The organism is Lactococcus sp. AK05 (assembly GCF_041026685.1).
GTDB classification, from domain to species: Bacteria; Bacillota; Bacilli; order Lactobacillales; family Streptococcaceae; genus Lactococcus; species Lactococcus lactis.
In genome coordinates this window covers 176,620-199,549 of record NZ_JBFTEI010000001.1, presented here as the reverse complement: position 1 = coordinate 199,549, position 22,930 = coordinate 176,620, and the positions used below count along the sequence as shown (strand labels likewise).

The following is a 22,930-nucleotide window of genomic DNA, read 5'->3' as shown; positions in this document are numbered from 1 at the left end:
ATAAAATAAACTGAGCTTAGCTCCTAATATAGGAAACTAAAAGAATGTTATTCCAATACTTATTTAGAAGAACATTTTTTTAATTTTCATTTTTTTTATATTAAAGGATAGGTTCAAATCTCATATTCGAGGAGACAAAATGAAGAAATTATTTTTCGCTCTGGCAATGATGCTTGCCACTGTTACAGCTTTCCTAGTCGCACCTTCGGTTAAGGCCGAGACAACTGTAAAAATTGCATCCGATAGCTCATACGCTCCATTTGAATTTCAAAATGGTCAGAAAAAATGGGTAGGGATTGATGTTGATATCATGCAAGAAGTTGCTAAAATCAATGACTGGAAACTAGAAATGTCATATCCTGGTTTTGATGCAGCTCTCCAAAACCTTAAAGCTGGACAAGTAGATGGTGTAATTGCAGGAATGACAATCACTGATGAACGTAAAGAAACTTTTGATTTTTCAAATCCTTACTATACATCAGCATTAACCATTGCTACAACTAAAGACTCTAAACTTTCTGATTACAGTGATCTTAAAGGTAAAGCAGTTGGAGCAAAAAATGGGACTGCTGCACAAACATGGCTTCAAGAAAATCAAAAGAAATATGGTTACACAATCAAAACCTATTCTGACGGTGTTCATATGTTTGCCGCTCTAAGCTCTGGTAATATTGTTGGAGCAATGGACGAAGTTCCAGTTATTTCTTACGCTATGAAACAAGGGCAAGATTTAGCAATGAACTTCCCATCAATCTCCCTTCCAGGCGGCTATGGTTTTGCCGTAATGAAAGGCAAAAATTCAACGCTCGTCGATGGTTTCAATAAAGCACTCGCTGAAATGAAATCAAACGGAGATTATGATAAAATCCTCAAAAAATATGGGATTACTGCCACTAAAAAAGCAACACCTAAAAAAGATGTTTACACCATTGCTTCAGATAATAGCTTCGCTCCATTTGAATTCCAAAATGATGATAAACAATTCACTGGTATCGACGTTGACTTGCTTAACGCTATTGCTAAAAACCAAGGTTTCAAACTAAAATGGAATTTCATTGGTTTCCAAGCAGCTGTTGACTCTGTTCAATCTGGACATGCTGACGGAATGATGTCAGGAATGTCAATCACTGATGCTCGTAAACAAGTTTTCGATTATGGTAGTCCTTACTATTCTTCAAACTTGACTATTGCCACATCAAGTACAGATGACTCTATCAAGTCATGGAAAGACCTTAAAGGTAAAACACTTGGTGCTAAAAACGGAACTGCTTCTTTTGATTATCTTAATGCCCATGCAAAAGAATATGGCTACACTGTAAAAACTTTCACTGATGCAACAACCATGTATTCATCATTGAATAACGGTTCTATCAATGCTCTAATGGATGACGAACCCGTCATTAAATACGCCATTAAACAAGGGCAAAAATTTGCCACTCCAATTAAACCAATTCCTGACGGACAATATGGATTTGCTGTTAAAAAAGGAAGCAATCCAGAGTTGATTGAAATGTTTAACAATGGTTTAGCAAATCTCCGTGCCAATGGTGAATATGATAAAATTATTGATAAATATTTAGCTAGTGATGCTAAAACAATCCAATCAAGTGCAAAAGAAAATACTTTCTTTGGTATTTTACAAAATAACTGGGAACAAATTGGCCATGGTTTACTCGTTACACTTGAACTTGCCATTCTCTCATTTATCTTAGCAATGATCGTCGGAATTATCTTTGGACTCTTCTCAGTAGCTCCAAGCAAGATTCTTCGTACAATTGCACGCGTCTATGTTGACCTTAACCGTTCAATTCCGCTCTTAGTATTAACAATCTTTATCTTCTACGGAATTCCTAACCTGTTACAAATCATTACTGGTCATCAATCACCACTTAATGAATTTACAGCGGGTGTTATTGCCCTTACTTTGAACTCTTCTGCTTATATTGCAGAAATCGTTCGTTCTGGTGTTCAAGCTGTACCTTCTGGACAAATGGAAGCCAGTCGTTCACTCGGTGTGACTTACCTGACATCAATGCGCAAAGTTATCTTACCTCAGGCCATTAAAATTACAATCCCTAGTTTGATTAACCAATTCATCATCACATTGAAAGATACAACATTAGTTTCAGTTATCGGACTTGTTGAATTGCTCCAAACAGGTCAAATTATTGTGGCACGTAACTTCCAAGCCTTCCGTGTTTATGGATTAATTGGTTTAGTTTACATGATTGTCCTCCTCTTCTTGATGTGGATTGGACGTCGTGTAGAAAAAAGAATGAAATAAGGAGAACATACTAATATGGGAATCAATACTCAAATCGAAGTCACTGATCTTCACAAATCTTTTGGAAAAAACGAAGTTCTAAAAGGAATTACAACAAAATTTGAAAAAGGTGATGTAGTCTGCATCATTGGCCCTTCGGGTTCTGGAAAATCAACTTTTCTTAGAGCTTTAAATGGGCTTGAAACAGCTACTTCTGGCGATATTATTATTGACGGATTTAACCTTACTGATAAAAATACAAATCTTAATCTTGTTCGTCAAAACGTTGGAATGGTTTTCCAACATTTCAATCTTTTCCCAAATATGACTGTGTTGCAAAATATTACTTATGCTCCAGTTGAACTGAAAAAGATGTCAAAAGACGATGCAGATAAAAAAGCAATTCAACTTCTTGAAACAGTTGGCTTGTTAGATAAAAAAGATGCAATGCCTGAAATGCTTTCAGGAGGTCAAAAACAACGTGTTGCTATCGCCCGTGCCCTCGCAATGAATCCTGACGTTATGCTCTTTGACGAGCCAACCTCAGCACTTGACCCTGAAATGGTTGGTGACGTACTAGCCGTTATGCAAAAATTGGCCGAAGAAGGAATGACAATGCTTATTGTTACTCACGAAATGGGCTTTGCACGTAAAGTTGCTAACCGCGTAATCTTTACGGATGGTGGAGTTATCTTGGAAGATGGTACACCAGAAGAACTCTTTGATAGCCCAAAGCATCCCCGTTTACAAGACTTCTTATCAAAAGTTCTGAATGCATAAATAAAAAAAAGCACCCCAGGGTGCTTTTTTTATATTCAATTGACTTTAACTCACTTATCTAAAATTTACCTAGCTTACCAAAATGTTGAATCATCATTTTTAAAGCTCGTAAAATGCCATAAGCTGAGACAGTACCAGTAGCAAGTCCAGCCGCACCTGCAATTCTCATTTTAAGAATGTGTGCTTCTTGGTTGATTTCACTTGTAACTGATGGGCTAGCTATCACTTTTTTCGCCGTAGAAAATGATGGAGTTGGTGGTGCTAAGGGAAGTTTTATTTCTTTTTTAGGTATGACTTTATTTTCTGAATGAACTTGTTCGACTTCTTTTTTCTTCTCTACTGAGCTTTCTTTTTCTTTACTTGCTGGTGGAGGAGTGGTAGTTGAAGAAACTATTTTATCTTCATTATTTTTTTCAGTATCCGTTTTGTCCGCAGTTTTTTCTGAAGATTGTGTTGACGAGCTACTATTATCTCCACCATCAGAAGGAGGAATTGGTACTATTCCTTCTTCCTTATAAGAGACATCGATTGAAATGACTGAACTGTCATATTTTCCAACTAAAATATTATCTTTTAATAAAGAAGCAATTTCATCAGGACTTTGGGCAAGACTAATACTAGTGCCCATCCGCCAATCTCTTTTAGTAATTGTGATGATAGCATGATAATTTTTTCCATTAAAAATCAAGTTTTTCTCAATTGGAAGCTGATAAGTTGCCCCATAAAGTCCAGAGAAATCCTCTATTTTAATTTCGCCATTTGGCTCATGAACGGTTAATTTTAAACTGCTTTTATTTGCTGAAACAATTACTCTAAAAGTTTTTGCTTCACTGCCCTTTTGGTTCTCAAGTGCCTCTTCAAGACTTGAATAAGACTCATTTTCATCATCTACATTTACAACTTTTGAAATTGAATAACCGTAGGGAAGCTTAGATGAAACAGAATCCCCTTTTTCAACTATTTGCGACGGAGGAAGCGTCTCAGATTGATCTGGTGTATCTTTTGCATATTCATAATTAAAGGTATATTTGGCAGGAAGAGGGTCAGCATTATAGTAGAGATTAACCACATTTTCTTCTGGATTTTCTTTTACTTTAATTGGTGTTCCATGGTCAAAGGAATAACCTGTAATTGGGGGAGCAACACACCAATAAATTCCCATTTTGAACTGTTCTGTACTTTTATTAGCAAAAGAAATAATCCAAACATAATCGCCAACATTGACGTCTACATTTTTAGAAGGACTAATCGATTTACCGCTATCAGAATCAAGGTAATTTATTGTTACTTGACTCTTATCCCTTTTATAATAAAGATTTATGACATTATTTGCTGGATTATCAGTGACAAGCAAGGCTGTTGATTGACTACTGGACTGATAAGTATAATTAGCAATTTGAGGAATTTGGTACATATGGTAGACATTACTTAACGACTGATTCGCCATTGCACCAAAATCAACTGCCCATACATATTCACCAACATTAGCGGTCATTGTTTCTGAATCTTGAACTTTAGAGGACTGATTTTCTGAATTAAAGAAATTAATCGTTACCTGACTCTGTTGTTTATCATTCTTATAATAAAGATTTATAACATTATTTGCTGGATTATCAGTGACAAGTAAGGGCGATGATTGACTACTGGACTGATAAGTATAATTAGCAATTTGGGGAATTTGGTAGATATGATAGACATTTTTTAATGATTGGTCTGCCGTATCACCCAAATTAACGGGCCAAACATACTCACCAACATTAACTGTCATTGTTTCTGAACTTTGGACTTTAGAGTTGCGATTCACCGAATCATAAAAATTAATTGTTACTGTTTCTTTTTCAGCAACATCAGTTATCGTATCCGCAGCAACTTTATTTTCAATTTTTACATTTCCATGACTTAGAGAGTCAGAGTTAAAGTTTATATTCGGAAAAAATCCAACAACAAAAATTACTAAAAGTAGTCCAAAAATTACATTTTTTTCGCTAATTATTAATTTAATTTTTTTCATTTAACTCCTTTCTTCTTTGTCATTTCTAATCAAGGTCCATGCTCTTGTGATAGTATTATTTTCAGTCTTAATTAAAGAATGGACATGCGAATCACGCGATTCTAATTCTAATAAATTAATGGCTTCTTTTAAGGTATTGACTTCCCCTGCTTCCAAACAATCTATAATATAATTAAGACTTTTTGTATTCATATAATCGCTCGGCAGTTTTGAATCTTTTATCATTTCACTGTCCAAAACTCTTTGAATTTGCTCAACTATCTCTTTTTGTTTTCTTAAATATTTCTTTTTAAATAAACGTGCAATATCTTTTCTTCCAGCCGGTAAAAAATTCCGTTGCCAAAGCCAAGTCAATCCTAATCTGGCTCCATAACCCAAAACTAAAGAGAGAAAAGTAATTGCAGACATTCTAAAAAACAGGTCAACAGGTCCTGTACCCGGAACCAGATTACTAAAAAATACTGTCTTGTCTGGCATTAAATAAACAATCATTCCAATTGAAACTAAAATATCTAAAATCGATGCCTGACGCGCTATCTGGTCTGTTATTTTTTGCTGATAATCCTCTCTTAATTTTTCTGAACTTTTTAAAAGCACTTCTAAATTTTCTAGGATATCAAACAGATCTCGACAATAATCAAGAATCACATTCTCCCTCACTTATTTCTTAGATTCTCAAATCATTACTATTTATAATTTTAACATTAATGTCTTGTTTTTGCAACATTTTAATCTGAGATAAAAAAACACCCGTAGGTGCTTTTTATCTATGAGACGAAACGTTCAATCGGTTGAGCGCTCGATGGAGTGCTACTTCCGCTCTCTTTATTTCATCTGATTTTTTCTCAGCTTTAGCAACTTCAAGTGCTTTTTCCGCACGAATTTTTGCACGTTCCGCACGCGAAACATCAATATCGCGATTACGTTCAGCGGAGTCCGCAACAATTGTTACAAGACTATCTTTTATTTCGATAATTCCACCATTTACTGCAATATAATCCACGTGTGTTTCATCGTCTGGACGACGAACTTTGAGTTCATCAATTTCAAGTCCAGCAATAGTTGAAATCATATTTGGCAAAATACCAATTTCACCATTCGTAGTTCGAGCAGTAATGTAATTTGCATGGTGATCGTAAATCATACCAGCAGGGGTAATTACTTGAAGCGTCATGACGTTTTCAGACATTCGATTCCTCCAATTTTTTCTATGAAAATTTAAATTACAAAGATAAAAAATACTTTTCTAAATACAAAACTCTAACAGTCACTCAAATTTTACAATTCAATCAACTTTTACTGACAGAATTTTTTGTCAGTAATTTTTTGTCAGTAATTTTTTTAGTCAATAGAGTATTTTCACTTTCTCAATTCATCAGAAATCGAATTAATAACCCATTGATTTTGCTTTTTCGAGTACATCTTCAATTGGACCTACACCACGGAAAGCATCTTCAGGGACTTCGTCATATTTACCTTCCAAAATTTCTTTGAAGTCATGAACAGTTTTGTCAATTGGTACATATGAACCAGGTTGACCAGTAAATTGTTCCGCAACGTGGAAGTTTTGTGAAAGGAAGAATTGGATACGACGTGCACGTCCAACGAGAACTTTTTCATCGTCAGACAATTCATCCATACCAAGAATGGCAATAATATCTTGCAATTCTTTATAACGTTGGAGAACACGTTGAACTTCCATTGCCACTTCATAGTGTTCTTCACCAACAATTTCAGGTGTAAGCGCACGTGATGATGAAGCAAGTGGGTCAACGGCTGGATAAATACCCATTTGTGTCAAACGACGTTCCAAGTTAGTTGTTGCATCCAAGTGAGCGAAGGCTGTAGCTGGCGCTGGGTCAGTATAGTCATCGGCAGGGACATAAATCGCTTGGATAGATGTAACAGAACCCTTCTTAGTAGAAGTGATACGTTCTTGCAATTGCCCCATTTCAGTAGCAAGCGTTGGTTGGTAACCAACGGCAGAAGGCATACGTCCCAAAAGGGCAGAAACTTCTGAACCAGCTTGTGTGAAACGGAAGATGTTGTCAATGAAAAGCAATACGTCTTGACCTTGAACATCGCGGAAATATTCCGCAATTGTCAAACCAGTAAGGGCAACACGCATACGTGCTCCTGGTGGTTCATTCATTTGACCAAAGACCATGGCAGTTTTTTCAATAACGCCTGATTCTTTCATTTCCCAGTAAAGGTCATTCCCTTCACGAGTACGTTCCCCAACACCAGTAAACACAGAAATACCTCCGTGTTCTTGGGCGATGTTGTGAATCAATTCTTGAATAAGGACGGTCTTACCAACTCCGGCACCTCCGAAAAGTCCAACTTTACCACCTTTAAGGTAAGGTGCAAGCAAATCGACAACTTTAATCCCAGTTACGAGAACTTCATTTGCAGTTGACAATTCGTCAAATGTTGGAGCTTTTTTATGGATAGGATTACGTTCTGCATCAGCAGCAAATTCTTCCCCACCGTCAATAACATCACCAAGGACGTTAAAAACACGACCAAGAGTAGCTTCCCCAACAGGAACGCTGACTGCTTTACCTGTATCAAGGACTTCAAGTCCACGAGTCAAGCCATCAGTAGATTCCATAGCGATTGTACGAACTGCACCATCACCAAGTTCCAAAGCAACTTCAAGAGTAATTTTTGTTTTTAGGCCATTGACATCTTTGTAGACTATCAAGGCATTGTTAATCTCAGGTAATTTGGCATCAGAACCAAATTCCACGTCAACGACGGGACCGATAACCTGAGTAATTTTACCAGAACTCAATGTTTTTCCTCCTGTTTTTATTTTCTGTCAAAGAACAGAATTTCTATTCATTTTTATGTTTTTCAGTAAAAATTTTACTGACAAAAACAATTAAGATTCAAAGCCATCACTGACAGAATTTCTATCAGTAAATTAAAGAGCTGAGGCTCCTGCAACGATTTCCGTAATTTCTTGCGTAATTGATGCTTGACGAGCACGGTTGTATTGAATAGTCAAATCATTGATAACAGAGTGAGCATTATCAGTTGCAGTACGCATTGCTGTCATCCCTGCAGCATGTTCTGCTGTCTTAGCATCAACGATTGAACCATAAATCATACTTTCAGCGTATTGTGGCAACAATTGGTTTAAGATTGTTTCACGATCTGGTTCTAATTCAAATGTTTCAAGAGATGGTTTTTGTTGACCTGATGCTTCAAAAGAAATAGGCAACATTTTTTCCATACGTGCATCACTTACCAATGAGTTCACATGGTGATTATAGCAAACATAGAGTTCATCGAATTCTTCTGCTTGATATTCAGTTACCGCTTCTGTGACAATCGCTCTAACTTCTTCAAAAGTTGGTTGATCTGAAAGACCACGAAGGACATAAGAAACTTTAACATTGCGTGCTTTGAAGAAATCTGCTCCAGTACCGCCAAGTGCAAGAATAGTGTATTCACTTTCGTTAGCATGACGTTTACGGATAGTATTCATGACAGATTTCAAAATATTTGAATTATAGCCACCGACAAGTCCACGATCCGAAGTAATTACAAGATAGCCAGTTTTTTTGACTTCTCTTTTTATCATCATTGGATTTTTTGCTGGCTCTTTGTCTGAGGAAACTAAATCAGTTGTAATTTTACGAACTTTTTCAGCATAAATTTGAAATGCTTTCGCATGAGATTCAGCTTTTTGAAGTTTCGCAGCGGAAACCATTTGCATGGCTCCAGTTATTTGACTTGTTTTCTTCGTTGAGGCAATCTTAGTTTTTATTTCATTAAGTGAAGCTCCCATTAGTTAGCCTCCTTATTAATAATTCGTTGTATTTTTGAATGCTTTAATTGCTTCGTCAAGTTTTGCTTCTTCTGGCAAATCTTTAGTTTCAGTAATCACGTTCAAGAGTTCTGCATAATTTGCATCGAAGAAATCGAACATTTTTGTTTCAAAATCAAGAACATCATCAACTGGAACATCATCAAGATGACCATGAGTCAATGCATAAAGAATTAAAACTTGTTTTTCAACAGCCAATGGTTTGTGCAATGGTTGTTTCAAAACTTCAACGGTACGACGACCACGATTCAATTTTGCTTGAGTCGCTTCATCAAGATCAGAACCAAATTGAGTAAAGGCTTCAAGTTCACGGAATGACGCAAGGTCAAGACGCAAAGTACCAGCAACTTTCTTCATGGCTTTGATTTGTGCAGCACCACCAACCCGAGAAACTGAAGAACCAGCATCGATGGCAGGACGTACACCTGAATAGAATAAGTCATTTTCAAGGAAAATTTGACCGTCAGTAATAGAGATAACGTTTGTTGCAATATAAGCTGAGATATCTCCGGCTTGTGTTTCAATGAATGGCAATGCAGTCATTGAACCACCACCAAGATCGTCAGACAATTTGGCAGCACGTTCCAAAAGACGTGAATGTAAGTAGAACACGTCACCTGGGTATGCTTCACGACCTGGTGGACGGCGGAGCAAGAGTGAAAGTTCACGATAAGCAACCGCTTGTTTTGATAAATCATCATAAACAACTAAGACGTGTTTACCGTTGTACATGAATTCTTCACCCATTGCAGCTCCAGCATAAGGAGCGATGTAAAGAAGTGGTGAAGGTTGAGAAGCTGACGCAGTTACGACGATTGTATAATCCATCGCACCGAGTTTGCGGAGCGTTTCAACTTGTGTACGAACAGTTGATTCTTTTTGTCCAATCGCAACATAGATACAGATCATATCTTGACCCTTTTGGTTCAAGATTGCATCAATAGCGACTGATGTTTTACCTGTTTGACGGTCTCCGATAATCAATTCACGTTGTCCGCGTCCAATTGGAACGAGGGCATCAATCGCTTTAAGACCAGTTTGCAATGGTTCAGAGACTGATTTACGTTGCATAACACCAGGAGCTTTTGCTTCAACAGGACGAGTTTTACCAGTATTAAGTTCTCCAAGTCCATCAACAGGTTGTCCAAGTGGATTTACAACACGTCCGATGAGTTCTTCACCAACTTGGATTTCCATGATTTTACCTGTACGTTTTACAGTGTCACCTTCACGAATTGAGAGGAAATCACCAAGTACGATAATACCAACGTCTGTCGCATCCAAGTTTTGCGCCATACCAAGGACACCATTTGAAAACTCAACAAGCTCACCGCTCATCGCATTTTCAAGGCCATAGGCACGGGCGATACCGTCACCAACATAGGTAACGACACCAGTTTCAGCAACTTCAAAATCTGGTGTGAAATTTTCAATTTGTTTTTTAATCAGTGAGCTGATTTCATTAGCTTTAATTGCCAAAAATATGCTCCCTTCTAGAAATTTTTACTAGTTCAAGGCTATTTAGCTTTAAACTGCAGTTATACCGTTTGAGCATGATAGGTAAGATTTGAAATTACCTTTACATGTTCACAAAAGTTTAACAGTATGAGTTTGAAAAATTTTCCACTGAGTTTTGAGCAGAGAAAGAAAATTTTTCTATCCTGATTAGAGGATTTCAGCGGCGATTTTAGCCAATTGTGTTTTTAGTGAGGCGTCAATAATTTTTCCACGAGAATTCACAATGAATCCACCGAGAATTTTTTCATTGACTGTGTTAATTACTGTTACTTCATTTAGGTCAAATTTTGCTTTCGCCATAGCTGTAAATTTTTCAATCTGAGCATTTGTCAAAGCAATGCTTGAAACCACCTCAACGTCAGCAATCTTAAACATATCATCTGCTGCATTTTTAGTTTCATCAAGTATTTCACCCAAATCTCCTAAACGACCATTTGAACGAACGGTATTAAGGAAATTTGACATTACTTCTGAAGAAGTTTGAAGTAAAGTATCAATCAATTCAGATTTTGCAGAGAATGAATAAACTTCGCTACTTAAAAAAGCAGCCAAGTTATCTTCTTTGAAAAGTTGAATCATTTCGCTAACTTCAGCAAGAATTGCTTCAAGTTGTCCTTTTTCTTGGGCAACTTCTAGTAAAGCTTTACTGTATTTTTGTGAATTTACTTTTGTCATCTTATTCTCCTAACTTAGCGAGATAAGAGTCGATTAATTCCTGTTGTGCAGAAGCATCTAATGATTGTCCAATAAGCTTTTCAGCAATTTGAACTGAGATGTCCGCAACATCGCCTTTAACTGTGTTAAGAGCTTCTTTGCGTTCTTGCTCGATATCTTCTTGCGCACGTTTTTTCAAACTAGTTGCTTCTTCATTTGCTGTTGCAAGTACTTTCGCACGGTTTTGTGAGGCAGTATCGTTTGCAACTTGAATGATGTTAGCAGCTTCTTCTTTTGAACCTGCAAGTTCTGCTTGACGTTGTTTAACCAAGTCAGCAGCTTGTTTGTTGTTCGCTTCTGCTGCATCGATATCATCAGATATTTTTTTCGCACGACTTGCAAAAACACTAGTAATTGCATTCCATGCAAAGAGGCGCAACAATACCAATAAGATAATAAATGCACCAGATACAACGATGATGTTACCGAGAACGGTATTCGGAGCAGCTTCTAATAATAATGTTGACAATTTCTACTCCTTTCTTAATGTTCTGCTATAATTTTGTGGCTAATGTACAAGTTTGTCAAAAGGACAAAGACATAAGCTTGGAGGGCTGAAATGAAAAGTGAAAAGCCAATCCATGCAACTTCAAGAATCCACGCAACTGGAAGCATCCACATAGTTGATTGAATCATACCGGCGATAAGACCAAGCATGATTTCACCAGCGAAGATATTCCCATAAAGCCGTAAACCAAGTGAAAGTGCATTTGTAAATTCTTCCAGAATATTCATTGGAAGAAGACCTTTCGGATCTTTCCAGAAGGCAACTTTGAGGTAACCTTTAAAACCGAATTTTTGTACACCCAGTGTATTTGACATTACAACAACAAGTAGTGCAAGAGTCAAATCGACTGTTGGATTTGCAGTTGGTGATTTCCAAAGGGAAACATCACCTGGCGTACTAATTTTAGTTACTAGCCCAATGCAGTTGGCAATAAGAAGGAAAGAAAAGAGGGTAAAGTTCATGAGTGCAAAGCGTGGTGCTTCATGAGGGCCGACGTTATCTTTGGAAACTCCATTGACAAAATCAACAACCCACTCAAGAACATTTTGTTTACCTTTGGGTTTGAGCTGCATATTGCGACTCGCCCAGAATACCAGACCGAACACAATGAGGACAGTCACAAAAGTCATTACTGTGATTGTTCCATCAAATGGAATTGGCCCAATATTAAAGGTCCATGTTGATTCCATACCTGTTCTTCCTTTCTGTTTTTAAAATTTTGTTGAGAAAAATTTTAACGGAAAAGGAATGCCATAGCAAGGGCGATGAAGAATGTACCTTCGACGAAGGCGATACCCATGAACATTGAACCACGAAGTTTTCCTTCAAGTTCTGGTTGGCGTGCAACGGCTTGGAGGAAGTTTGAAACGATAAGTCCATCACCGATAGCGGCTCCGAGTGCTGCAAGACCGATAGCAATTGCTCCAAGAGCGGCAAGTGTAATTGTCATTATAGACCTCTTTCTATATTGCGATTTCGCAAATTTATTTTACTAAGAAATTCTACTACTATTCGTAGTTTTTGTCAAAGACAAGCATGAGAATTTCATCATTTCTCTCATTTTTGTCTTTGTAAGCGTTTGATAGACAAAATTTTTAAATTTTGTACTGAATAAACAGAGAAAATTTTTTAGATTAGCTCAAGCGTTCTTCTTGTTTATAATTTATTGGGAGCCATTTTAATACAGATTCGATTTTTTTGGTCCAATAATACCATTCATGAACGCCGTCTGAGCTTTCATAAGTGATATCAAAACCTAATTTTTTCAACTCGGCTGTCGCGTATTCATTTCCCTGAAAAAGAAAATCTTGTTTCCCACACCAAGCGTAAAGTTTGGGTTTGTCTTCTTGTTTTCTTTCTGCCAAAGATAAAATTTCATTATCTGACCCTTTAAAAGTTTCCCAATTTCCAAAAATTCCTCCCCAGTAAGCTGGATTTTCTTTGAAATTTTCTTCCATTCCGTCAAAAGTCAAAACGCCAGACAAACTAGCCGCATAACTAAAATGTTCAGTTCCTAATGCGAGACGATAAGCTCCATATCCTCCCATTGATAAACCAGCGATAAAGTTTTTTTCTCTTTTTGTGGATAGATTTGGGAAAAAATTGTTAATTACTTTGGGAAGTTCATGAGCAATCGCATCAAAATAATTCATACCATACGTGGTGTTCACATAAAAGCCAAGATCCGTTGAGGGCATGACAATTGCCAAATTAGTATGCCGAATCAATCGTTCAATTCCTGAACGAATCATCCAAGAATTCTCGTTTCCGCTCATTCCATGCAAAAGATAAAGCACCGGAATATCTGTTTGGGTAAAATCTTCCACTTTACTTGATTCAGGATAAATAACATTAACTTTTCGATTCATCCCAAGAACTTCTGAGTAGTATTCGATATTAATTACTGCCATAAAATATCTCCTTAATAAATTTATGTTGTTATCATTTGTTGACAACTTTCTACCTATTAAAAGTGGATTTTCTTCAATCCCTTAATTTTTGAAATTTCCTTTCTCTTTTATTCTGACCTTCTTTCACTTTTTTCAAAGTGTGCGCTGTGAAGTCATTACTCCATTTTATTTTTGGGGTACATTAGAAATCAAATAATGGTAGTATTTTTACGTTTCTACAGGCCTTCAACGTCTTCTTTATTGTAACATTTTATAGATGTCTTTTGCTCACTTTTTCCTTTCATTTATCTAACTGTTTGGATTCGCCACTGTTGATTGATTTGCATTAGTTTAAGCGCTCCCTTTTGATCGGTTCTAAGTGTTTTTATTTGGTATTTTTTTAATGTTTCTAGAGTTTCTTGATTGGGATGTCCATAACGATTTTTCTCTCCAACCGAAATGAGTGCAAGTTTGGGGTTAATTTCTTTAATAAAGTCAGGGTTTGAACTTGTTTTACTGCCATGATGACCTACTTTTAAGACATCAACTTTCAATTTAGGATAATTCTTAAGCAGTTCTTTTTCTCCTTCTTGTTCTAAATCCCCTGTAAATAGAAATTTTGTATGATAAAAATTTCCATAAGTCACGATAGAATCATTATTATCCCCTTTTCCTGTATAACCATTTGATAAAACTTGTAAAGCACTATCAAAGATTGGAATTTTATCTCCAACTTTACTGATGTGAATCGCAATATTTGCTTTCTTCAATTTTTCTACAAAATGATTATTTGTCAATTCACCGGGGCTAACCCAAATTTCTTTTATTTTTATTTTATCAGCTAAATTCAAAAAATCTCCAACATGGTCAGCGTCCGTATGCGTCAAAATGAGCTGGTCGATTTGACTTACTCCAACAGATTCAAGATATGGAATGAGTGTTCTTTCTGCATTTGTTTGACTTTGAGGTTTTTGCCAACTTTCTTGCGGAAGGGCTAATCGTCCGCCTGTATCAATCAAAATTGTTTCTTTATTAAATTTATCTTGCAAAAAAATACTATCCCCTTGGCCAATATCAACTGCTGTGATACTGGGGTAAATTGGATTTTTACAAATAAAAAAACTACAAACAATTAGGCCAGAAAAAATTATTCGTCTTCTTTTCTTAAAGAGATTATCAATTAACAAACCGATTAGGAAAAATAAGATTAATAATTCAATTGGCCTGGAATTTCCTAAAACCAAAGGATAATGTAAGGGTAAATCAACCTCATGAATTAGCCATTCTAGAATTTGAAAAATATGATTTATATTAAAATTATAGCCAATTAGAGACAAGAGAAAAGTTCCTAATAGTAAAGGCAATAAGATTACATCAAATAAAAAGCCAAAGCCAATCGTCAGTAAAATCGAAAAGGGTTGAAAGATATGAAAATCCAAAATGAGTAAAGGTAAAACACTCAAAGAAATCACTGATGATTCTGTCAGTAATTTTCTTATTCCTTTTAGTTCTGAAAATTTATGACTAATCATTGAAATGACAAAAGCATAAAATAAAGTTAGTTGTCCTCCTGTTGTCAGTAAAAATTTAGGACTGACAATCATCAGAAGAAAGGTTGTCACTGCTATATTATCTAAAGGATTTAGACGAATATTTTTTTGAAATAAAGCTCGTAATACTGAAACCGAAAATCCTGTCATAAATGCATAAAAAATTGAAAAGGGAATTTGCCAAATATTTAATTTTTCTCTCGTTATTCCTAGTCGAAAAATAATTCTACGAAACCAATCAATGAAAAAATTAACTTGCATTCCCGATAAGGCAAAAAGATGAATAATTCCTAATGAACTGTAAATGTCTCCCATTTGATTAAAATCTTTACTTAAAAAGCCAAAAAGTAAGCCAGTCATATAATCATTCATTGGTTTTGGAAAATGAGTTTGTGACCAGACAATTGCTTTTCGTCTTAAAACATGGAGGTCAAAAGTGTCATTTAAAACTATTTTATTAATTTTATCAATCGTAATTTGCCGATAAATATTCTGGCTCGCTAAATACTTTTGATTATCGAATCCATTAAAATTTCTTTGTTTTTCTGGAATTTGAAGGTTTCCTGTGAAACTCAGCTGACAATTTTGACTTAGATTTTGATAAAATTTTTGTTCTTTTTTACTTTTTAGAGTCTCGTAAACTTGATAATTTTGGCCTCTTTCTTTTCCTTGAAAACTTAGTAAATCACCATTAACTTGGATAGTGTCGGGGATCATTGTAATTTTGGAAAGAGTGGTTGGCTGATTTTCACTATTCTTAATCGTATCCATTTTTACTACTAAGAAAAAACTTCCCATAACTAATAAAAATGGGATGACTAAATAATATTTTCTATATAAGGCAAGTAAACTTGAAAAAATGAACAAAATGAGACAAATTAAATTAAAATTGAAGATTAAAAAATACAAGATAACAGAAAGATAAGCTAAAAATATCAAAGGAATTTTATTCAAAACACAACTCATCTTTCAATTTTTCTAGTGTTTTATCTCCAAAACCAGAAACTTTTCCCAAGTCTTCAAGTGATTTGAAATCACCATTTTTCGTCCGAAAATCGATGATGTCTTGAGCTTTTTTCTGACCAACACCTGTTAATTTTTGTAGTTCAGTCACATCTGCTTGATTGATATTTATTTTTGCAGTGGTTGTTGAGACTTGATTAATGACCGAATTAGCAGAGCTGTCAGTATTTTCTGTGCTTGAATTTTCACCAATTTTTGGGACATAAATTACTTCTTCATCTTTTAATTTTGCTGACAGATTAATTGATTTCTGGTCAGCTTGGTCAGTAAAACCACCAGCTTCCTTAATTAAATCAACTAGACGTTCATCTGACGAAATTTGATAGACATTAGGTTTTGTTACCGCACCTTTTAAATCAACCATAATTTTACTGACAGATTTTTCATTAGGTTCACTAAATTTACTGACAGAGCTTTGCCTACTGACAGAACTTAAATTTTCTACTGACAGATTTGTAGTTGGCTTTTGACCGTTGGTTAAAACGTAAAAAATCCCGCCAGCAATGAGCCCACAAACAACTAAAACAATCATTTTCCAGTATTCTTTTACTTTTTCTAAAATCTTATCCATACTTTTATATACGAAAAAACTCTTGGAAAGTTTCCAAGAGTTGAATTATAAAATATTTTTTATTTAAAGATGAATCGATAAGCCAAAATTATTAGAATGATAATGATGACAAGAGCCAGACGCAAGGGAGAATTTCTCCGCCATGGATTTTTCTTTTCACCATTTTCACTGACTAGTCTGTCAGTTGTTTTTTTCTTTGAATTTCGACCTGTCAGTCCTTTAAAAAGTTGACTCATAATTTTTTCATCACTGTAAGAAAGAACATTTCGCGCATAAATTTTCTCACCCGCTTTTGCTATGGCAAGCGTTGCTAAAAGTTGTAATCCAAGAGCAATCCAGGCTTCTGTCGTTGTTGAATATTGAATAGCCAGTCGGCTAGTCATCAATGTCGGACTGATAAATGGAATAAAACTAAGAACTTTCAAAACAATATTCCCCGGAACAGTCGAGCCAGCAATTCCCCCAATATAACCAATCATCGCTAAAAAGGCAATTGGCTGAGTAGCTTGTTGCACCTGAGCTTGTTCATTAACCAGAGATGCCACAATTGATGCGAGAATTAAATAACCTAAAATCCCAATTAAAGACATGGCTACCAAATAAATTCCGAAACCGAAAGTAATCCCTGAAAGCATGGCACCAATTGCTTTAATCTGATCTAAATTTTTGATAAAAGGATAAGCAATCCCAAAACCAAGCACATAAATTCCAAGCTGAGTCGCTAATAGTAGAATTACACCAATAATTTTCCCATAATACTGTACGTTTGAGCTAGTGGCCGCGAGTAACGTCTCCATAATTCGACTAGATTTTTCATTACCAATTTCCTGTCCGATGATTCCCACATACATCATCATCAATGTGAAAATTAAAATCGAGGCAATGGAGCCAATTGCAATATTCGCGCCAGTCTGTCCATCACCTGTTGACTTTTGTCCAGAACTTGTTTGTGTTTTCATTGTAAACTTAGCTGGACTAAGAAGTTCTTGAACATCGGCGGCTGACAGCTTGAGACGTTGTGCTGTTTTTGAAATATTAACTTGAGTCAGCGCAGTTTGAAAACTTGATTGGTCAAATTTGACACTTGATTTATTATCAGTGACAATGGTATAAGCTCCATTATCTTCGGTTAAAAATCCATCAATTTTTCCGGAAGAAAGGTCTTTTTTAGCGTCATCTAAAGAAGACTCGTTACGAATGTCTGCTTTTAAAGTGTCATTTTTAGAAAGAATCTGAGTTAGAGCAGGATTATCGACTACAACCATTTTTGGACTTTGATTAGCCCCGCTACTGATGACTAAACCGATAATTAAATAAATCGCTCCTAGCAAAAATGGTGAAAGGACAAGTGCCCAAAAGCCCACTCCTTTGACACGACTTCGGTAAATATTTTTTGCAACAAGCCAAGTTTGATTTTTCATTTTATTTCCTCACTTCTTGCACTTAAATTTTCTTGATTGTTCTCAGCTGCTTCCATTCGGAAAATTTCATCTAGTGACGGTGGAGACTGAACAAATGCTTGAACATAGCCATCTTTAGCCACTTTTTGGAAAATTTCACGTCCAACTTCTGCCTCAGATATTTTTATTGAACGACCACTTCCTCTTTTTTCAATTGATTCAACTCCTGTAATTACAGAGAGCTCTTCATTGGGCAGATCAGACTCCAAATAAATACGGGTACGGCCATAAGAAGCTCGAATGGCTTCAACCGTTCCATTTAAAATTGTTTGACCGCCTTTTAGCATTAACAAATGGTCAGATAAAAGCTCAACATCACTCATATTATGGTTGGAGAAAATAACCGCCGCTCCCTTATCACGACTCCGTTTAATCTCATTTCGCAAGAGTTCTGTATTCACTGGGTCAAGCCCTGTAAATGGCTCATCCAAAATCAAAAATTCAGGCTCATGAATCAAAGTGGCAATGAATTGAATTTTTTGGGCATTCCCTTTAGAGAGGGTTTGAACTTTGTCAGTTGGTTTACCAACGACCTCTAAGCGTTTCATCCAGTCTTGTAGCTTTAGCCGGGCATCTGCTCGTTTCATTCCATGAAGTTCCGCAAAATAAAGAATTTGGTCTTCAACTGTCATCTTTTGATAAAGACCACGTTCTTCAGGTAAGAACCCAATTTTTTGCTTGATTTCTTGCGTAATCGGTCCATCTTGCCAAGTAATTTTTCCTTGGTCAGCTGATATAAAATTAAGAATCATCCGAAAAGTCGTTGTTTTCCCAGCACCATTTTGACCAATTAAGCCCATAACTTCACCTGGTTTAACAACCATATTGAGATTATCAACAGCGATTTTATCACCAAAGCTTTTTCGAACTTTGTCAATCTTTAATGTCATAATTTTCCTTACTCTTCCTTTTTTTCTAATTATATCATTTTATTTTCACTTTTAACCTTCTTTTCCCTCTTAGGTAAGACAAAAAAAGTCTTAATTTTGTCATTTTAATTTTCTTTCTTCATTTGACCTCTAAATCCTAAAAAACTTAGAATCAAAAGGAGCATGCTTGCAAAAAAAGCAGGTCCAGCAGAACTAAAACTACTCATCCCCCACAGCCATCCTTGCCCCTGAGCTAAATAAACTCCTGTGTTGATTAAGTCAATTAGAAAAACTAAACTCAGGATGAGCCATAAAACTTTTAGAGTTTTCATTTTTCGAGATTTTATCCCCAGATGCCAAATCCAAAAAGCAGCAAAAGTAAAGATTAAACTTCCAAAAAGATAAATGAGCTCGACGGATTGAAGCCAGTAAAAATGCTGACTCTCAAGGGTAAAACCAATAACTGTCAATAGTCCTGCAAAAATCAGGACGGGGATAAAAATGGACCAGATAAATTTGTTCATTTTTTCTTCCTTTCTACTTTTAATTTATTTAATTTTATTTTAATATTTTTCTTACCAAACACAAAATGTTTTACTTTTTCAATAAAATAATAAAAAATCTTGACTAATTAGCCAAGATTTTTTCTAGTTCATTCTCTGACAAATCTGTCAGTAATTTTATCGCAGTAACTTTATCAGTAGTTTGGAGAGAGCGTTCTAACCAAACAATACCATACCATTGTTCAAACTTATAACCCGCTTTTGGAAAAAGTCCAATTTGTTCAAAACCAAATTTTTTATGAAATGCAACACTTGCCGGATTTGGATAGGTAATACAAGCATAAGCACGCTGATAATTAAGTGCCGATAAAGCTGTCAGTAACTTTTGATAAAGGGCACTACCAGCGCCATGTTGCCGTTCATTTTCATCTAAATAAATTGATAATTCAACCACCCAATCATAAGCTGCCCGTTCTCGATAAACGCCAGCATAAGCATAACCAATGATTTTGTCATTTTCAATCGCCACAATATAAGGATAGCGACTTCCTATTTTTTCAATTCGCTTTTCAAATTCTGCAATCGTTGGGACTTCATACTCAAAAGTAATGGCAGTCTTTTCAACATAAGGTTTATAAATTTCTAAAAGTCTTTTAGCATCAGACTTTTTCGCTAATCTAAACTCCATTTCCTTCTCCTTTACATTTTTAACTATTATACACCATTTATTAATTACTGACAGAAATTTCTACACATTTTTATTTAATATTTTTTTATCAGAGATAAATAAAAAATTACTGACAGCCCTGTCAGTAAAAATTTTCCATAATAAAAAAGCTGGATGCTCCAACTTTTACATCTTAACCAACAATTGTCACAATGACTAAACCAATCAAAGTTAGAATCACAACAAATCCTGCATTTACAATTGTAAAATATTTTACAAATCCTCGCGTTTCACCACGCGCATTCATTCTAATTACTTTGTAAGCAATCAGCGTTGCCATTGACGAAACAATTGTTCCAATTCCCCCAATATCAGCTCCAAGCACCAAAGAAACAGCATGAGGAGTGAACGGAGAAATCAAAATTGGGGCCGCGATATTAGAGATAAATTGACTCATAATCACAGTTCCTAAAAAAGAAGCCTGCGGTCCAACTAAAGTATTACTGATAAAATCAGTCAACACACTGATATTAGCAATATTTCCTACAATCAAAAAGAAAAAGATAAATGTAAATAAAAGATGATAATCAATTCCTTTAAAAAGTCTCGGACGATAAATTAACACAACTAAAGCAACAATTGCTCCAGCAAGATAAAAATTCACATAGCCAAAAACAGAAGCTGCCATCAATAACATCAAAACAACAAAAATAGAAGTTTCAACTTTATTAAATTGCGTCACTTTAGTTTCAATCACCAAAGGCTCATTATCAATGAATTGACAAGCAATCATCAAAATCAATAAACCCAAAATCCATAAAGCGCCTGTTCCTTTAAAAAAGTCCAAATTAGTTAAAGCGACACCACCATGATGTGCTGCTACTTTATAAAAAGAATACAAATAAAGATTATGCGGATTACCTTGCGGAAGTAAGGCAGAACCAATGTGACAGGCTGGAACAATCAATGCTGCTCCAATATAAACTGACTTTCGATTTTTAATTTCTTTAGTAATCGCTAAATAGAGCGGTAAAACCGTCAAAATTGTTAAATCATTTGTAAAAAAAACGGCTAAAAAGAAGGTAAGTAGCGTCGTAAATCGAACGAGCTGACGCGTTGTTGTACTTCTTTTGACTAAGGATTGTCCCAAATACTGTAACAAACCTGTTTCTTTAAAACCACCAATTACAAGCATCAAACCTGAAACCGTAACGATGACGTGATAATTAAAGAAACGCGTTGTCACTCCACCCAAACTAATGGCAATAATTGCAATAATAAACGAAATCAGAAAAACTTTGTCCACTAGAAACCAATTTTTAATGGCCGTCCATATTTTTTGGGATTCGCGCTGAGTAGCTGAATGTTCCACTACTTCTCCTAACTAGCATATAAAATTTTGCACCACAATAAATTATAACATCTAAAGATAGCAGTGACAAGCTTTTTCTCATATAAAAGTAAATTAATTTCAAAGTGGCCTTTTCAAGTAGAATATGCATTTACTATCTATAGATTCCATATAAAATTTCATCAAAAAAATCCCCCTGACTAGGAGGGATTTGAAAGAAATTAAGCTACTCGCTATAGCTTATTTACGTAACCATGACTTTTAGGTAAACGCTTTCCTATAAGGATAAATACATTTTATCATTTTGTGTATCCGTTTGCAAGAATTAACTGAAATAGATTTAATCTTTTTTTATATTAGAAGTCATATAAGACTTTTTTACTTTTACAGAAAAATTTCAACTACCATTTTTCTAAGACCAAAGCCATTTCCCAAAAATCAGCCTCCATTTTACTACTAATCAGAAAAGCCTCAAGCATCTGTTCTTGCTCTTGTTCATCACTTTCTTGATAAAGCCGATTAATAATATCACACTCTTTTGCGATTTGGACGGTAGCTTCTTCACTCGCATAGGTTTCAATCCATTTTTGATACAAAGGATTGGGCGACCCCACTTCAATTAATCGTAAACCAATTTCATGATAAAGCCAAGCACAAGGCAACATTCCCGCAATTGCGCTATTAACAGTGCCATCAATAAGCTGACGATACATATGAGAAACGTAATGATAAGCAGTGGGAGCAACCGGCGTTTCTAAAATTTCTTGTTCACCAATCTCTAATTCTTTAAAAAAACCCTCGCGAACAAAAATCTCTCCATTTTTTAGTTCTTCGGCATTTAATCTTAAATGTGCTTGAATCTCTTCACTAGCAGATTTCTCGGCAATAAGAAAATATAACTTACTAAAATGTTCGAGATAATAACGGTCTTGCAACAAATAATAGCGAAAAACCTCAGGAGCTAATTCTCCACTCACTAATTCTTGAATAAAAGGATGTTCAAAACTTCTTTCCCAAAATATTGATGATTTTTCTCTTGCTAATTCGGTAAATAACATTTCACTTCTTCCTTCATAATATTAAAAGCATATACCTATTCATTAAAATAAACTTGCCAATGTCGATGACAATTTGGATTAAAAGCGGAGCAGCACTTGATACACTCTCCTTGCGAATAATCATTAAAATTTAATTTTGTTCCACAATGGCCACAAAGTACTGGAAAGTCTTCTTTATCAGTAGCCCTAAATAAATGATTCTCTAATTCATCGTGACAATGATAACAAGAAAAATACTTTTCACAGTCTGAACATTTTAGGGCGACAATATCATTTTCTTGATGATAATGAGTACACCTGCCTTCCTCATCTATCACTTTCCCCCAGATTTTTTCTCGCAATAAAATTCACCTTTCA

22 protein-coding genes are annotated in these 22,930 nt (G+C 35.5%); 2 read left to right on the top strand and 20 right to left on the bottom strand.

Translation table 11 applies throughout. From position 1 onward, the window contains the following. The first annotated feature begins 139 nt into the window (after positions 1-139). Positions 140-2,284 carry an amino acid ABC transporter substrate-binding protein/permease gene (locus AB6B24_RS00985; protein WP_153241525.1) on the top strand — a complete coding sequence of 715 codons (2,145 nt, stop codon included), beginning with the start codon at positions 140-142 and terminating at the stop codon, positions 2,282-2,284. Between the two features lie 15 nt (positions 2,285-2,299). Next, positions 2,300-3,043, top strand: coding sequence for an amino acid ABC transporter ATP-binding protein (locus tag AB6B24_RS00980; protein WP_047206660.1), 744 nt, complete (start codon positions 2,300-2,302; stop codon positions 3,041-3,043). Between the two features lie 58 nt (positions 3,044-3,101). Here AB6B24_RS00980 and AB6B24_RS00975 read toward each other — a convergent pair whose 3' ends face one another. The 20 genes from AB6B24_RS00975 to AB6B24_RS00880 all read right to left on the bottom strand — a co-directional run bounded on the left by AB6B24_RS00975 (position 3,102) and on the right by AB6B24_RS00880 (position 22,914). Continuing rightward, positions 3,102-5,054: a hypothetical protein gene (locus AB6B24_RS00975; RefSeq protein ID WP_311803155.1), complete on the bottom strand. Its 1,953-nt coding sequence runs from the start codon at positions 5,052-5,054 to the stop codon at positions 3,102-3,104. Beyond that, positions 5,055-5,702 carry a hypothetical protein gene (locus AB6B24_RS00970; protein ID WP_311803156.1) on the bottom strand — a complete coding sequence of 216 codons (648 nt, stop codon included), beginning with the start codon at positions 5,700-5,702 and terminating at the stop codon, positions 5,055-5,057. It lies immediately after the preceding gene. Positions 5,703-5,817: 115 nt separating this feature from the next. Continuing rightward, positions 5,818-6,243, bottom strand: a complete 426-nt coding sequence (locus AB6B24_RS00965) for a F0F1 ATP synthase subunit epsilon (protein ID WP_047206667.1) — start codon at positions 6,241-6,243, stop codon at positions 5,818-5,820. A 198-nt stretch (positions 6,244-6,441) separates the two neighbouring features. Further along, positions 6,442-7,851 (bottom strand): F0F1 ATP synthase subunit beta, encoded by a 1,410-nt coding sequence (atpD, locus tag AB6B24_RS00960; RefSeq protein ID WP_047206668.1) that lies wholly within the window; start codon positions 7,849-7,851, stop codon positions 6,442-6,444. A 132-nt stretch (positions 7,852-7,983) separates the two neighbouring features. Beyond that, a complete protein-coding gene (locus tag AB6B24_RS00955) occupies positions 7,984-8,853 on the bottom strand; it encodes a F0F1 ATP synthase subunit gamma (RefSeq protein WP_153241527.1) in 870 nt (289 codons plus the stop codon). 15 nt (positions 8,854-8,868) lie between these two features. Beyond that, positions 8,869-10,371, bottom strand: coding sequence for a F0F1 ATP synthase subunit alpha (gene atpA / locus AB6B24_RS00950; RefSeq protein WP_004255265.1), 1,503 nt, complete (start codon positions 10,369-10,371; stop codon positions 8,869-8,871). A gap of 186 nt (positions 10,372-10,557) precedes the next feature. Further along, positions 10,558-11,085, bottom strand: a complete 528-nt coding sequence (locus AB6B24_RS00945; protein WP_029344288.1) for a F0F1 ATP synthase subunit delta — start codon at positions 11,083-11,085, stop codon at positions 10,558-10,560. Between the two features lies 1 nt (position 11,086). Continuing rightward, positions 11,087-11,593, bottom strand: coding sequence for a F0F1 ATP synthase subunit B (gene atpF, locus AB6B24_RS00940; protein WP_010906128.1), 507 nt, complete (start codon positions 11,591-11,593; stop codon positions 11,087-11,089). Between the two features lie 14 nt (positions 11,594-11,607). After that, complete coding sequence (atpB, locus tag AB6B24_RS00935) at positions 11,608-12,321, bottom strand: F0F1 ATP synthase subunit A (protein WP_004255255.1); 714 nt, start codon at positions 12,319-12,321, stop codon at positions 11,608-11,610. Positions 12,322-12,365: 44 nt separating this feature from the next. Next, entirely contained in the window at positions 12,366-12,581 is a 216-nt protein-coding gene (locus AB6B24_RS00930) for a F0F1 ATP synthase subunit C (RefSeq protein WP_004255250.1), read from the bottom strand. 184 nt (positions 12,582-12,765) lie between these two features. Beyond that, entirely contained in the window at positions 12,766-13,542 is a 777-nt protein-coding gene (locus tag AB6B24_RS00925) for an alpha/beta hydrolase family protein (protein WP_311803157.1), read from the bottom strand. 284 nt (positions 13,543-13,826) lie between these two features. Continuing rightward, positions 13,827-16,037: a DNA internalization-related competence protein ComEC/Rec2 gene (locus AB6B24_RS00920; RefSeq protein ID WP_311803158.1), complete on the bottom strand. Its 2,211-nt coding sequence runs from the start codon at positions 16,035-16,037 to the stop codon at positions 13,827-13,829. Next, the gene (locus AB6B24_RS00915) at positions 16,018-16,665 is read right to left on the bottom strand and encodes a ComEA family DNA-binding protein (RefSeq protein WP_195936196.1); all 648 of its coding nucleotides are present in this window, start codon (positions 16,663-16,665) and stop codon (positions 16,018-16,020) included. The genes AB6B24_RS00920 and AB6B24_RS00915 overlap by 20 nt, the downstream gene beginning before the upstream one ends. A 59-nt stretch (positions 16,666-16,724) precedes the next feature. Then, on the bottom strand, positions 16,725-18,086 hold the full coding sequence (locus tag AB6B24_RS00910) for an ABC transporter permease (RefSeq protein WP_311803159.1): 1,362 nt from the start codon (positions 18,084-18,086) through the stop codon (positions 16,725-16,727). Continuing rightward, positions 18,083-19,015: an ABC transporter ATP-binding protein gene (locus tag AB6B24_RS00905; protein WP_311803160.1), complete on the bottom strand. Its 933-nt coding sequence runs from the start codon at positions 19,013-19,015 to the stop codon at positions 18,083-18,085. The genes AB6B24_RS00910 and AB6B24_RS00905 overlap by 4 nt, the downstream gene beginning before the upstream one ends. Before the next feature lie 104 nt (positions 19,016-19,119). Further along, complete coding sequence (locus tag AB6B24_RS00900; RefSeq protein WP_195936199.1) at positions 19,120-19,518, bottom strand: hypothetical protein; 399 nt, start codon at positions 19,516-19,518, stop codon at positions 19,120-19,122. Between the two features lie 103 nt (positions 19,519-19,621). Continuing rightward, positions 19,622-20,185: an N-acetyltransferase family protein gene (locus AB6B24_RS00895; RefSeq protein WP_311803161.1), complete on the bottom strand. Its 564-nt coding sequence runs from the start codon at positions 20,183-20,185 to the stop codon at positions 19,622-19,624. Between the two features lie 172 nt (positions 20,186-20,357). Further along, the gene (locus tag AB6B24_RS00890; RefSeq protein WP_195936200.1) at positions 20,358-21,536 is read right to left on the bottom strand and encodes an SLC13 family permease; all 1,179 of its coding nucleotides are present in this window, start codon (positions 21,534-21,536) and stop codon (positions 20,358-20,360) included. Positions 21,537-21,916: 380 nt separating this feature from the next. Next, positions 21,917-22,573, bottom strand: a complete 657-nt coding sequence (tenA, locus tag AB6B24_RS00885; protein WP_195936201.1) for a thiaminase II — start codon at positions 22,571-22,573, stop codon at positions 21,917-21,919. Positions 22,574-22,608: 35 nt separating this feature from the next. Next, positions 22,609-22,914 (bottom strand): CHY zinc finger protein, encoded by a 306-nt coding sequence (locus AB6B24_RS00880; RefSeq protein WP_047206684.1) that lies wholly within the window; start codon positions 22,912-22,914, stop codon positions 22,609-22,611. Positions 22,915-22,930: the final 16 nt, after the last annotated feature.